We start from the raw sequence: 13,701 nt of genomic DNA, 5'->3' as shown, positions 1-13,701 counted from the left end.
GCTTTATTTGCCCACCTTCTTAAACGTTATCGGCATAGCCTCTGCTTCACCATAGCGTGCATCACAGCGCGCTGCCTCTGTATCGCCCTGGCGGCAGGCGATTTCCGGCATCGGGTAGCGCGAACCATCGCTACAGCGAGCGCGGGCGCGTCCTTTTACCATTAGCGCGCCGGACGGCATCAGCCCGGAAAAAATATCTGCCGTACAGCTCAGGTTGCCGTCGAGGATCAGCGTAGCGGTACCTGCATTATCTTTTATCATTAACGTAACCGAACGCAGCGCCGGCAGTTTATCTGGCCGCGCCACCGGCGTATCCAAAATGCCGTCAAGCTGCCAGTTGCCGTTCAGAAAGCGGGTCGATCCGATTTTTAACGCATCGGCAGGCAGCGCCAGCGCCCCGGGCGGCGGCGGCGGTTCCGGTACGGTGGCAAGCTGAAGCGGCAGCGTCATTTTCAGTAACGGCAGCGCGGGCTTCGTGGGCGCTTCCGGCTGCTGCGGCTTCGCGGCGGCAAGCACAACGTCTTCTTTTATATGCATCCTGTCCCAGGCATACCAGGCTATCGCCGCAACCGGCAGCGCCATTAGCATGCAAAGCGCGACGACAGCGACAGGCGAGCGCTTTTTCTTTGCCGGAACCAGCGGCCTGGCTTCATCTTCAGGCGCATCCGGCACGGCGGAGGTCACGGCGTATAGCGATGTGGCAAGCGCAGCCTGCGTATTAATCGGCTCAGCCGGGAGCGCGGGCTGCGCCTCAGGCGCCTCCTCAGACACAGGGCCGTTCCCGGATTCAGCTTCAGGCTCCGCCACGCCACGCAACGCAATTAGCGCATCGTCCGGCGCTTTCTGGTGATGCGCGATAAAGCCCCAAAACGTGATAACGGGCCGCCCGTCAACCAGAAACACATGATTGGCGCCCGGAAACATAAACGCGCGCGCCAGCAGCAAACCAAAACGTCGAATCGCGGGTTTATCGGCCCGCAGGCTACGCTCACTGAGCGTCGTAATATCATCCAGACAGCGCTCCAGATGTTTCAACGCCCGGCGGCGGGTATCGTTGTCAGCGCCGATCCACGACACTACGCGCCCGCCCGCAGGCGCGTACCAGTCCACACGCTGTCCGGCTTCGTCAATCTGTGGTATGGCCAGGATGCTGGCGGCCCGATCCATACCGCGCAGCCTTAACGCCTCGCGTATCTGCAAGGCGGATTCAAACACCGCCTGCCCGTTATTCCCTACAGCCTGGAAATCGTTAAGAAATCCGCTGCGTAATAAGACACGTGCCACCTCAGCACGCTCCTGAGAGCGCAGAGGCTCGCGGCAAAAGGTAAATCACAGGGCGGGTTGTGTTCATAGGCAGGTCGTTTTCACTCAGGATAAGGAAATGGAAGGTATGGTGATATTCTATGCGACATGCCCGCTTATCTTTTTTGGTAAAAACGCCTGTTTTTCGCCCTTAATGTGTTTTGACATCCCTGAAATTTTGTGCTGCGCGGCTTCTGCCAGAAGGAATACCCTCTATTTACATTGTTACGAAAGCGCCCTTTCGCTCCCCGGCGATAAAGCGTTGGACCAGCCCGTGGCGTTAAGCGCGCCGTCAGCGACCAGCGCGGCGCCGCGCCAAAAGTCAGACGCAGAAAAAACCGGTTAGTTTATGTATCCGTCCTTGCCTTAAAACAAAATGATCAAGCTTCGCACCGGTTTATTTATTTCAATAGCAATAAGCCGCGCCGTTTCACCTGTGCAATAAAACGCCCTTATTTAAATTTGCTATTATATCAACCAGCCCCGTTTCAAATATGGAACGTTAATTCATGCTGAGGTTAAAACGCGCTCATTGGCTAATGGCAAAATCAATAATAACCGCCCAATAAACAATGTAGCGTATATCGCTTATTGATTACCTCAGAAAGGATCGTACGGCAGTATATTCGATAAAAAATAGTATCTCCTTAAAAAAGCCTTGCCATTTTTAAGAGAAGTTAACAAATTTCATTTTTACTTTAATTAATAAACACGCCGTCTGATAACGCTTACGCCCCGGTATAGCTCGCTAACTTTATACTTTCTGCCAGAGCTTGCGTACGGCTACGCCCTGTACGCACACCCGCTGCGACAGCCCTGTGACCAGGCCCTGGCGGCCAGGCTTATCGGACGCGCAGTAAAAAACTTTAGCCGGATTTCAGAAAAATATCGGGGCAACGCCGACCATAAGCGAATGCTTCCCGGGCAGGAGAAAGCGCAGAACGCCACATATGAATACCGTGACAACTAAAATGTGTCCGGGATGAATCATTTTTTGCGAAAAAAATGCCAATATGCAATTTAATTAAGTGTAACGCTATCCGCTCCGTTGCATGTATGTTATTAAATGCAACGAAAAGATCGTATAACGTTGACGTCATATTCGGCGCAACAATATCTTTTCAGAAATAAACGCCTGTTATGTTTTGAGTTTGAGAGTTGCATCATACATTAACTAATGTTTTTATCACTTTCTTTCAGAAAGGGGCAGTTGACACTCCTGCTTGCCTACTTATATAATTTTTTGAATTTTGTGATAGTTTCAGGGTATCAGGGAACGGAGATGATGGTTAAAAATAAGCGTGCTCTTTTTGGGGTTGTGCTGCTGGCTGGCGCAATCAGCGGTTGTACGTTAGATAACACACCTACCCGCAGTTACAGCGCAGGCAATAGTTCTGCGGCATCCTCTCAGGTTCAGGCTCAGCCCGTTCAACCTGCCCAGCCTACGCCCACTACAGCCTGGAGCACCGCCGCAAACGGCGCGCCGCAGACGGTAGAAGTGATGAATTCGGAAAGAAGCATCACCAGCCAACGGCTTCAGACCTGCCTTGCAGAAGCGCGGCAGTTGGCCCGCATTGGCAAAGGTTCATACAACAACCTGATAGGTTCGCTTCAACGCAGCATTGCCGCTACCAAATACTACGCTGGCATCGCAGGGCAACTGTCCGGCAACACGCAGGACACTATCACCCCGCTGTATCAGTACAAAATTAACGATACCTGTAACACCATCTCCCAGTCCCTGCTCTCTGAGCTGAAAAAGGGCGATTTGTAAAGTAACAGCTTAACTCGGTAGGTCATTAAAATAATGAAAAAATTCACAAGGACAGTGATAGGACTGATGGTTTTTCAGAGCCTATCTTTTCCCTGGGCCAATGCGAATACGAAAGGCAAAGATTTTTTTTCAGCCATTCAGGCAATTGATGATGCCGAGCTGAACTCACTGTTATCTCCCAATAACGCCTATTCGCCCGGGCCGTATACAAACAGAATAAAAAAAGAAAACACACAGTCTAAATCCCGATCACAAACAACACAAAATCAGCCTGCTTACTCACAAAATAAACAATTAAAACACCTGGCATCCTCAAATGAATCATTGCAGCTAAAAAATAAAAAGCTGGCTCAGGAGCTTGAGAACTTAAAAAAACAGTTAAGCCAGGCAAGTGCATCGCCAAAACCGGAGAACAATGCCAACAGCCAGCAATATGTTGTGTTACAAAAAGAAAATGCAGCGTTAAAACTGGCAATTAATAATCTGGCTGAAGATAAATCTAAGCTGTTACAGGAATATTCCGCCTATGAAAGCGAAGGCAACAAATCTATTAAGGCGCTTGCCGCACAGCTTAATGAGCAACAACAGCTTAATAAAAAATCAGAAGAAAAAATTGCACTGCTGACGCAATCTCTCGCAACAGCGCAAAAATCTGCTGACGAGGCTAAAACGTTAACGGCTCAACTTGAAGAGCAGAAAAAACGCAGCCAGGCGTTCAGCGATAAAGTTGCGCAAATGGAAAAAGCGCTGGCGGAATCTAAAAATAATTCCAGCACCCGGATTAATCAGTTGGCTTCGCAGCTTGACGCACAGAAGTCACTTAGCCATGACTCCGACGATAAAGTTGCGCTGTTGGAAAAATCTCTGGCCGCCTCTCGCAAAGCGGAAGAAGAGGTTAAACGCCTGACTACGCAGCTTGCAGAGCAGCAAAAACAGGCCCGGACGTCCGCTGATAAAGCGACAAAGCTTGAAAAAGAGTTGGCGGATTCACGCAGCCAGGCCGCAGAAGAGATCAAGACGCTCACCGCCCAGCTCAACGCTCAAAAAGCAGCTATGCAGGCTTCCGGCGGCAAAGTGGCCGAGCTGGAAAAATCGCTTACCGCATCCCACCAGGCCGCAGAGGAAGTTAAGCGTCTCAGCGCACAGCTTGCCGAGCAGCAGAAACAAACCCAGTCTGCCAACGAGCAAATCAGCAAGCTGGAAAAAATGCTGGCCGAATCGCGCGTAAAATCTGACGACGAAATTAAAAAACTGACCGCGCGACTTAACGAACAAAAAAGCCTCAGCGAAAATGCCGGCGGCAAAGTGGCGCTGCTGGAGCAGTCCCTTGCCTCTTCGCAAAAGACCGCAAGCAACGTCAATAGCCTCAACGAACAACTGGCCGAGCAGCAAAAGCTAACCAAAGCCGCCAGCGATAAAGCGGCGCAGCTTGAAAAAGAATTAAATGATTCACGCGCAAAATCCGCCAACGAAGTAAAAGCGCTGACCGCGCAGCTCAACGACCAGAAAGCGATCATACAAGCCTCTGGCGGCAAATTAGCTGAACTGGAAAAATCCCTTTCCGACTCTCGCAAAGCCGCCGACGACGTTAAACGCCTGACGGCCCAGCTTGATGAACAGAAAAAGCTGACGCTGGCCGCTAACCAACAAATCTCGCAGCTTGAAAAAACGCTGGTCGATACGCGTAGTAAAGCCGATGCGGATATCAAAAATCTCAACGCGAAGCTGGATGAACAAAAATCACTTAGCCAGACTTCCGGCGGGAAAGTGGCTCTGCTGGAAAAATCTCTCACCGAAACCGGAAAAGCCGCCGACAACGCAAAACAGTTGGCCGCCCAGCTTGAAGAGCAGAAAAAACTTAACGACGTAGCGAAAGCGGAAATCAGTAAGCTAATAAAAATGCTGGCTGAATCACGTACTAAATCCGGCGATGAAATTGCGCAACTGACTACTGAACTTGAGCAGCAAAAAAACCTCAGCGCAGGTGCGACGAGTAAAGCGGCGGAAATGGAAAAAGCGCTCGCAGAATCGAATAAAAAAGCAGCCGAGCAGATCAAAGCCCTGAGCGCTCAGCTTGAGCAGCAGAAAAAGTCGGGCCAGGATTCCGACAGTAAAATCGCTCTGCTGGAAAAAACGCTTGCAGAGTCCGGTGGTAAAAACGCCGACGTTATTAAAAAGCTGACAGTTCAACTGGATGAGCAGAAGAAGATCTCGCAAACTGCCGCCAGCAAAACAGCCGAGTTGGAAAAAGCGCTGGCTGACTCGCAAAAGAAAGCGACGGATAACCAGAGCAAGCTACAGGCGCAGCTTGAAGAACAGAAAAAACTCAGCCAGAGCGCTGAAGAGCGCGTTGCGATAATGGAAAAATCGCTGGCGGATTCAGGCAAAAAAGCGCTTGATAAAATTAACCTACTGGCCGCCAGCCTCGCAGAGCAGAAAAAACTTGGCCAGGACGCTGAAAACCGCGTTGCCACGCTTGAGAAAGCGCTGGCGGAATCCAGAAATAAGGCGCAGGAGAAAATCAACCTGCTGTCTGCGAAACTGGAAGAAGAGAAAAAACTTAGCCAGAACGCCGGCGGCCGCGTTGCGCTGCTGGAAAAATCGTTAACAGATACGTCAAAGTCGGCTGGAGATGTAAAACAACTGACTATCCAACTTGAAGAGCAAAGAAAGCTGGCGCAAAGCGCCAGTGAAAAAGCCGCCATGTTGGAAAAAACGCTTGCCGAATCCGGCGGTAAAAGCGCTGATACGATCCGCCTGTTAAACAAACAGCTCGACGAGCAGAAAAAAGCAGGGCAGGCCTCTGCCGATAAAGTAGCCCAACTGGAGAAAGCGCTGCTCGAATTGCGCGCTACGGCGGCGAAAGATATTAAACAAATCACTGAAAAACTGAGCGCGAAAGAGAAGGCCGCCGGCGAACAAGTCTCTCAGATTGAACAGTTAAACGAGAAGATTGCCGCACTGACAAAAACCAATGCCGATCTCACAAAATCCAGCGCGGAGTTGAGTAAAAGCAGCGACATACTGCGCCAGCGTGACGACCAGATCGCCCAGTTGAATGCAAAAGTCGCGGAGCTGACCAAAACCAATGCCGATCTGACCAAATCCAGCGACACCTTACGCCAGCGTGACGATCAGATAGCTCAGTTGAACGCAAAGGTTGCAGAACTGACTAAACTCAACGCCGATCTGACCAACACGAAAACCCTGGCGAAAGGCCTGCCGGCTACCGGTAGCGTCGCCCTTAAGAGCGAGGACGCTAAACGCTCTTACACCAACGGCGTAGTATTCTCCCGCATGCTGAAGAAAAATATCAGCGAGCAGGAATATCTGGGCGTGAAAGTTGACGTGCCGGCCATACTTGAAGGCATCGCTGATGGCGTATCGAACCGTTCCCGTCTTGATGAAGGCTCATTGATGAAAAACCATCGTAGCCTGATGGATTCGCTGAGTAAGCTTGAAAAACAGAAATTCGATAAAGCTTTCAAACAGTTGCGCTCAGCAACAACGAAAAAGAAAGTGCTTAAGCAGAATAATAATCTGTTCTTCATCCAGGCTAAGGCCGGCAATAACAGCTTTAAAGAAGGCGAAAGCATCAACTTCACGCTGACCGAGGCCTTGCTTAACGGTAAAGTGCTTAACCAGGAAAACAGCGGCGTACTGACCTTCAGCGATAAGCTGCCGTACGTATTCTACGAAGCTTTCCGTCTGGGTAAAAAAGGCGGCTCAATGGAAGTCTATGGACTGGCAGGCGATATCTACGCTTCTGGCGCTATGCCAGACGGCGTATTCCCGCTAACGCCGATGAAAGTCACACTGACCTCAAAATAAAGCGCCTGCCTGCTGCGGGCGCCCGTATCCTGAAAGAGGATATGTTCTGGCGACCCGCAGCATGTTAATCGTCGAACACAACGCCACTTCCCGCCTTACTGCCTGCAATAACCTTCATATCTCAGCCCGATTACCGGCAAACGCTCTGCTAAAGCGCACCACTGCGCCCAAAAAGAGGCTGAAAAAACGCAAACCTGTCAATTTATCTGTTCCGCATTCATCGCAATACTTACCTCAACGCAATAGCCGGGGGAGATTAGCAATGAAAAAATCCAGTATTCGTCAGTTTTTCAGGGCATATTTTCATGCCACCAGGAATAGTGGCGGTTGGTTAATGCGCGGCTTTACCGCCGCTCAGCGTGACGATATGTTGGACAGCGTAATGCAATGGCGCTATACCCAACCTGTTTTTAAAAAAGCGAAACGGGTTAAGCAGTAAAATGATTTAGCCTGAAAAACAGGCGACATCACCGTAAAGGCGCCGCTTGCTACGCGCAATTTGAGAATAACCGCCAGCAGGCGGCCACCCTGACACGTTTAGCGCGACAGCCCGCCGCCATTTTTACGGGAGATAAAACTAAACATGTTATCTGTGTTTGATACGCGAGGCTCAGAAAGCGTGGCTGGCGGGTATACCGTTTACGGTATCTGGAAAGGTTACTGCATCATTCAGGCAAATAAAGCGGTAAGGCATTATGCGCCTGCTTCCCGGGACGACCGGTTGTTAACGCGGCTAAGGTACCGTAAGCGCCAGGGAAAAAAACACAACCAGGACGCCTACCGCTAACCCCCATGCCATACCGGTTTTCTCTTCAGTAAGCGACAGGAGCACGTTAGTACAAACTTGTTTTAACAACCAGATTAAACAAAAGCCTGTAAGAACAACGGCTAACGCCATTGTTAACCTTACGGTATATAAATCAATAATCGAACTTCCCCCGTATATACCAAGGATAGTGACGGGGACAAATAGCTTAAACATGGTAAATCCATCTACCTGTATATGAAATAGCGGCTAACTTAGCCTTATTTTCTCTGCCCGCTATAATAAGGCAACCAGGGCATATATCAATACCAGAAATGGCTTATTTCATCTGAGCCAGTCAGGAGAATAACAAAACATTACACCCGGAAATAACACAAAATAAGTATATAATCCCATGAAATTAATGAATATCCCGGCTAAGTGTAAACAGACCAGGTTATCCGGGCGCTGCTTAATGTTATTAACATTAACAGGCATTTTCTCAGCGTGATTAAATGCACAACTGAGTTTTTTAACAGATAAAATTAAAAAGAACAGATAAATCAATCATATAAAATAAAAACATGGTATGCGTGTATGCCTCGCAGGCAAGGCTGGCGTTTCATGGTAAAGCAGCGTTATTGTTGTACACGTGTGAAGAGATCGCCCCCGGTTTTACGGTAGAAAGGGTGATTGTATTAGTGTTTGCTATACCAACACTCTCCTTCTCGCTTCCCTTTGCTACATATTTTTCCGCGCTGACCGGCAGATACCGCCTTATTTTTTACGCCAGAAGTAAAAGCCCACAACAGTAAAGCCCGGCTTACGGCTCGGGTGTCCAGCCAGACCGGGCAAGGATAGCAATTGTAAGGCTTATCTCAGCGCGACGTTCAGTAATAAGCTCGCTATATGGAACCCGGCGTTGAGCAAAGCGGGGCAAACAATGTCTCTACGTCTCTACGCGCCAGCCGGCATGGCATTATCCCCACAGCAGCATGACCTGGCGCACATGAGACACCGCAAACAAAATAGCCAACAGCAACACGCCCAGGGCAATCAGCAGCCGGGCGCGTACTGCGCCCGGCTGCGCAAAATCCTCTATGGCGATATCCATCAGGTTGCGCTGCCGGGCATAGCCATATACCAACAGCGCCACCACCGCCACAATAGCCAACGAGGTCCAGAACAGTATTCCCGCCTGATACCAGGCATGTCGCAATGCCAGCGCCATCAGCGCGCCATAGCCCAGCAAAGTACGAAACCAGGCCAGTGAGGTGCGTTCCGGCTGAAGCCCCGGATCGCTGAGGCGACGCGCACGTCGATTACCCGGCATAGACCACCAATGAAATTACCGTCAGCACCGCCAGCGCCATAACGCCGCTGATAACCAGCAGCGCTGGCGTATAGGGCAGATCCTGCTTCAGGCGCATCGCTTTTTCATTATGCAGCCAGCGCAGATAGCCCCATATGGCCAATAGCCCTGCAAAAACACACAGCAATAACGCGATAGTTTCCCGCACCAGCGGCGTCGCCAGATCGGGCGCAAGCTGATCCAACCCTACGCCTGCAGCCAGAAACCCCAGCGCGGTACGAATCCACGCCAGAAATGTGCGCTCATTAGCCAGTGAAAAACGGTAGTCCGGCGCTTCACCAAGCCGGGAAATCTTCATGCCTGCTCCTCTTTATTCAGATTCAGCGCGTTTTCTGCGCTGAGGCTAAAACTTTTGCTTCTTATCTTCCACTTTTACGCCCTGCGTGGGTAGCCCTGTGTCGTAATCGCGCACCACCGGCGAGTAGCCGTCTTCCGGCCTTGGGCGAAACGCCCCCATCCAGCGCGGCGTCGCATCAGGACGCCACGGGCGACATGACCACTGATAAGAGCGAAAAGGATCGCGTATACGCTCCATATAGTCGAGTAGCGCATCGTGCAACCTGTTACGCTGCCCGGCATAGCGCGGATCGTCAATAAGATTATGCATCTCCTGCGGGTCATTATGACGATCGTATAATTCATCACTGGTAAACAGGTTAAGCACCAGCTTAAAGCCGTCCGTCACCCAACAGCGCACCGGGATAAAACCGCCAAAGCTGTCGTGCTCTATCTCGTAGCGGTTAAACTCCACCATAACGCCACGGTCGCCCTGCGCCTGGATAATATCATCGCCTGGCAGGATAGCCGGCTTGCTAATCCCCGCCAGCCGCATCATTGTCGGCAATACGTCAATATGGCTGACCGGCGTATCCACCTGCCGTGGCGCCTGCTGCCCGGCAGGCGGGCAAAAAATAAGCGGAATACGGGTAATATCGTCATACATCGCCGCCCCCTTACTAATAAGGCGGTGCGCGCCCATCATCTCGCCGTGATCGGAGGTGTAGATAACCCAGGTATTTTCACGCTGCGCCGGCGTAAGCGTTGCCACCACGCGGCCAATTTCGTCATCCACAAAATCATTGCAGGCAAAATAGAGCGGGTGATGATACTGCCCATCCTCTCCGACCGGCGACGGCATGGCCTGTGCCCACAGGCGATGATGCTCAGGCTTATTCGCCAGGTCGTCCTGCCCTTTAACGCCCAGGTCGTAGCGGAAGTCCTGATATTTCTCCAGATATTCTGGCGGGCAGGTAAAAGGATGGTGCGGTTCATCGTAGGAAATAACCAACAGGAACGGCTCCTCATCCCGCTCCGGGCGCGTTAAGAAATCCTGCGCCCGGTTACTGATGCGATGCGCCCAGGTAAAGCTGGCGTCGATACGGTTGTCGCGCAGATCGTCCAGCGTGTTGAGCCCGTTACGCCACAGGCCGATTTCATGCTCGCTCAGCTCCGCCAGGTAGTTTGCGCCGTCATACCAGAACTCCTCGTCCCATTCCGGCGGGCAAATACCGGTTCCGAAGTAATCATGGCCATCAAGATGCCATTTGCCGATATAGCAGGTGTGATAACCGGCATCTTTAAAATATCGCCCCATCGTTGAAATGTTTTTTCCCGGCGCAACGTTGTTCGTCCACGGGCCGGACTGGTTGGCATAAATGCCGGTAAACAATCCCGCGCGCGCCGGCGTACATACCGGCGTGCAGGTATAGGCGGAATTAAAGCGTATCCCCTCATTTGCCAGCGCATCGATATGTTGAGTATTAAGCGGCCTGCCGCTGTAACAGCCCACCATATTGGTGGCCTGGGTATCGGTCATAATAAACAGAAAGTTAGGGCGAGCCATTATTTCTCCTTAACGTCTGAAGCGTAAACCATCGGCGCGGCACGCTTTGCGCGCCAGCCGCTATAAACCAGATAAGCCACAATGACCGCTACTGCTGCGTAGCAGAAGACAGTCAGGATATGGGTGGAATAACCGCCAAACTGCGCCAGGCCAGAGTAGACGCCAATCATGGCAAGCAGCACGCCCAGGGCCGCCAGTTTCGTATGGCGCCAGGGCTGCATATCCACCGCAAAAGCATCCTGAAAACGAAAAGGCGTGGCGCGCGGCTTAAGCCAGCCGATGATTAACATCAAAACGACGTTGATGCAGAAGGTGAAAAACAGGACATACAAAAAGTGGAATTTGAGATCCACAAGGTAGTTGATAACGATATAGCTACAGATACCGAACAGTAGCGCCGCTTTCGCCGCTACCGCCGGGATACGCGGAAAGAAGAAGCCCATAATCACGATTGTCACCAACGGCACGTTATAGATACCGTTAAGCTGCTTCATCCACGAATAAAGCCCTTCAGGCGCGTTGGCAATCCACGGCGCCACCAGAACGGAAACCAGCGCCAGCGCCAGGCCAAACCAGCGGCCAACGCTCACCTGTTTGTGCGCCGACGCCTTCGGATTAATAAGGCGGCTATACAGGCCAAGGCTAAAGAGCGTGCTGGCGCTGTTCAGGAAGCCGTTGAAGGTACTGATAATGGCGCCGAACAGCACCGCGCCGAAGAACCCAACCAGCGCGGTCGGCATAACGGCGTTCACCAGCGCCGGATACGCCATGTCCGCTTTGGGCAAATCCTGGAACAGATGGAAGGCGATGAGGCCCGGCAGCACCAGAATAAGCGGGTCGAGCATTTTCAATACGGCGGTAAGCAGCGCGCCCTTCTGGCCTTCCGCCAGACTGCGGGAAGCCAGCGTACGCTGTACAATGCCCTGATTGGTGCACCAGTAAAAGGTGTTAACCAGTATCAGGCCTGTGAGCGCTGCGCCAATGGGCACCGGGTCGCTGCTGGTGCCGATGGAGTTAAGTTTTTCACTGTGTACCGTGGTCAGGCGCTCTATTCCCTGAAAGAAACTGCCGCCTCCCATCGCCATCAGACCAAAAACCGGTACCAACAGGCCGCCAATCACCAACCCGATACCGTTAACCACATCAGCTACAGCAATAGCCCGCAACCCGCCTATGACCGCATACATTAACCCGGCAAAGCCCAGCAGGATAACCATCAGCCAGATAGCGGCGCCCTCGCTAATGCCCAGCGAATCTCCTACGCTAAACAGGCTGTTAAGCGCCAGCGCGCCGGAATACAGCACGATAGGCAGAAAACAGATACCAGTAGCGATGAGAAAGCAGCAATCCACTGCAATACGCGTGGTTTTATCGTAACGTTCCTCAATAAAATCGGGAATGGTGGCGATGCCGCGTTGTAAATATTTCGGTAAAAAGATTAACGCCAGGAAAATCAGAGGAATAGCAGAGATAACCTCCCAGGCCATCACCGACATGCCGCTCTGGTAGGCCTGGCCGCTCAGCCCCACCAACTGCTCCGTAGAGAGGTTGGTCAACATCAGCGACGCGGCAATAACGGGCGCCTTAAGCGACCGGCCGGCAAGAAAGTAAGACTGCTGTGACTGGGTATCTGTTTTACGCAATTTCCACCATGTCACTACCGCCACCAGCAGCGTAAATGCAATAAAGCTCACTATTTGTAGAGTATTCATCGGATTTGCCTTTATTTATCGTTATGACCCGAGGTAAATAGCAGAGGTATCGGGCAACAGGCTGTATAAATCTGATAACGCAATTCTGTATCCCCATAAGAATACCGATTCGTTCTGAGGGTACTTTTGGGTTAGCTGCATCATTCTTCGGACGGTGTATGAAATGAATGGAAAAACCGTATTTTTGGATGTAAAAAACGAAACCACCTACAATATTCCGCTGGTTCTTGATGAAAGTGTGATCTCAAGCGGCATTGCGCTTATTTCACTCTGGCACACCCGCGCTGACGATCGCTATCACGTCATCTGGCCTCGTGATAAAAAGAAACCATTAATAGCAAATTCCTGGGTGGCGATTTATACCGTTCAGGGCGGAGGAAAAATCATACTTAAAGAGGGATCGGTAATAACGCTTAACGGCAACTGCGCTATTTTTTTGAAGCCCACGGAAATAGCCTCCTATTATTGTGATGGCCTGCTGTGGGAACAATACTGGATGGAATTTGTGCCTACCGGGTTTATGGAAATACCGCTATCGCAGCCGGTGGTTATTTACAACGGCGCGCAATTTAATCAAGAACTGAAGCAGGTTGAGCAGCTAATACAAAGCGCGCTCCCCGTGGAGAACAACCTGGCGGTGGCCTCACTTACCCGCATGATTTACCAGTGGATATGCCTGATAGCCCGCAACGGCACCCGCGAGCGACGGCTTATTCGTTTAGAAAGCCTGCTCTCGGCGCTGCATGCCGATTTGCGAAAGCGCTGGACAGTGCGTGAAATGGCGCAGTGGATGCAGTGCAGCGAACAGTATCTGCGCCGCCTGTTTCTGCGCCACACAGGCAAAACGCCGAAGGAGTATCATCTCGACGCACGGCTTACGCTGGCGCAGTCTCTGCTGCGCCAGGAGCGCCACGGCGTAAGCCAGGTTGCAGACATGCTCAACTTCTTCGATACCTTCCACTTCAGCAAAGCCTTTAAACAAAAGTTCGGCTACGCGCCAACGGCGCTGAAGGCCAGTTCCCCGCCTGAAGGATAAACCAACCCCGCGCAAGCGGTAATGCCGGCCAGCGGGGTAGCCAACTTTTGGGGTACAGACCAAAACTTTCGGGTTTTGCTATCTAT

Annotated in this window: 9 protein-coding genes; 4 read left to right on the top strand and 5 right to left on the bottom strand. The window is 51.4% G+C overall.

The genetic code is table 11. The annotated features are described in order from the left end of the window. Positions 1 to 3: 3 nt before the first annotated feature. A complete protein-coding gene (locus tag JJB97_RS08795; protein ID WP_238713655.1) occupies positions 4 to 1,284 on the bottom strand; it encodes an SrfA family protein in 1,281 nt (426 codons plus the stop codon). 1,300 nt (positions 1,285 to 2,584) lie between these two features. On the opposite strand from JJB97_RS08795, the gene JJB97_RS08790 reads away from it, so the two are divergent. The 3 genes from JJB97_RS08790 to JJB97_RS08780 all read left to right on the top strand — a co-directional run bounded on the left by JJB97_RS08790 (position 2,585) and on the right by JJB97_RS08780 (position 7,346). Continuing rightward, complete coding sequence (locus JJB97_RS08790) at positions 2,585 to 3,076, top strand: hypothetical protein (protein ID WP_238713654.1); 492 nt, start codon at positions 2,585 to 2,587, stop codon at positions 3,074 to 3,076. Positions 3,077 to 3,400: 324 nt separating this feature from the next. Beyond that, complete coding sequence (locus JJB97_RS08785; RefSeq protein WP_238713653.1) at positions 3,401 to 6,907, top strand: coiled-coil domain-containing protein; 3,507 nt, start codon at positions 3,401 to 3,403, stop codon at positions 6,905 to 6,907. A 262-nt stretch (positions 6,908 to 7,169) separates the two neighbouring features. Beyond that, the gene (locus tag JJB97_RS08780; RefSeq protein ID WP_238713652.1) at positions 7,170 to 7,346 is read left to right on the top strand and encodes a glucose uptake inhibitor SgrT; all 177 of its coding nucleotides are present in this window, start codon (positions 7,170 to 7,172) and stop codon (positions 7,344 to 7,346) included. A gap of 1,285 nt (positions 7,347 to 8,631) precedes the next feature. On the opposite strand, the gene JJB97_RS08775 is transcribed toward JJB97_RS08780, so the two are convergent. From JJB97_RS08775 to JJB97_RS08760, 4 genes are read right to left on the bottom strand one after another with little or no spacing between them, the layout of a single operon-like run. Next, the gene (locus JJB97_RS08775; RefSeq protein WP_238713651.1) at positions 8,632 to 8,985 is read right to left on the bottom strand and encodes a DUF202 domain-containing protein; all 354 of its coding nucleotides are present in this window, start codon (positions 8,983 to 8,985) and stop codon (positions 8,632 to 8,634) included. Next, positions 8,975 to 9,322, bottom strand: coding sequence for a YidH family protein (locus tag JJB97_RS08770; protein WP_238713650.1), 348 nt, complete (start codon positions 9,320 to 9,322; stop codon positions 8,975 to 8,977). Before JJB97_RS08770 ends, JJB97_RS08775 begins: the two co-directional genes overlap by 11 nt. Before the next feature lie 45 nt (positions 9,323 to 9,367). Next, positions 9,368 to 10,867: a sulfatase-like hydrolase/transferase gene (locus JJB97_RS08765; protein ID WP_238713649.1), complete on the bottom strand. Its 1,500-nt coding sequence runs from the start codon at positions 10,865 to 10,867 to the stop codon at positions 9,368 to 9,370. Then, complete coding sequence (locus tag JJB97_RS08760; RefSeq protein WP_238713648.1) at positions 10,867 to 12,579, bottom strand: solute:sodium symporter family transporter; 1,713 nt, start codon at positions 12,577 to 12,579, stop codon at positions 10,867 to 10,869. Before JJB97_RS08760 ends, JJB97_RS08765 begins: the two co-directional genes overlap by 1 nt. A 163-nt stretch (positions 12,580 to 12,742) precedes the next feature. Here JJB97_RS08760 and JJB97_RS08755 point away from each other — a divergent pair, with 163 nt between their 5' ends. After that, entirely contained in the window at positions 12,743 to 13,615 is an 873-nt protein-coding gene (locus JJB97_RS08755; protein ID WP_238713647.1) for a helix-turn-helix domain-containing protein, read from the top strand. Positions 13,616 to 13,701: the final 86 nt, after the last annotated feature.

The sequence above is a fragment of the Tenebrionibacter intestinalis genome, assembly GCF_016632365.1.
Lineage (GTDB): Bacteria > Pseudomonadota > Gammaproteobacteria > Enterobacterales > Enterobacteriaceae > Tenebrionibacter > Tenebrionibacter intestinalis.
This window is presented reverse-complemented; position numbering and strand designations above follow the sequence as displayed.

Coding starts and splice junctions, on each gene's coding strand:
- JJB97_RS08790 (WP_238713654.1), top strand. CDS start 2,585: ATGATGGTTAAAAATAAGCGTGCTCTTTTTGGGGTTGTGCTGCTGGCT.
- JJB97_RS08780 (WP_238713652.1), top strand. CDS start 7,170: ATGAAAAAATCCAGTATTCGTCAGTTTTTCAGGGCATATTTTCATGCC.
- JJB97_RS08775 (WP_238713651.1), bottom strand. CDS start 8,985: ATGCCGGGTAATCGACGTGCGCGTCGCCTCAGCGATCCGGGGCTTCAG.
- JJB97_RS08770 (WP_238713650.1), bottom strand. CDS start 9,322: ATGAAGATTTCCCGGCTTGGTGAAGCGCCGGACTACCGTTTTTCACTG.
- JJB97_RS08765 (WP_238713649.1), bottom strand. CDS start 10,867: ATGGCTCGCCCTAACTTTCTGTTTATTATGACCGATACCCAGGCCACC.
- JJB97_RS08760 (WP_238713648.1), bottom strand. CDS start 12,579: ATGAATACTCTACAAATAGTGAGCTTTATTGCATTTACGCTGCTGGTG.
- JJB97_RS08755 (WP_238713647.1), top strand. CDS start 12,743: ATGAATGGAAAAACCGTATTTTTGGATGTAAAAAACGAAACCACCTAC.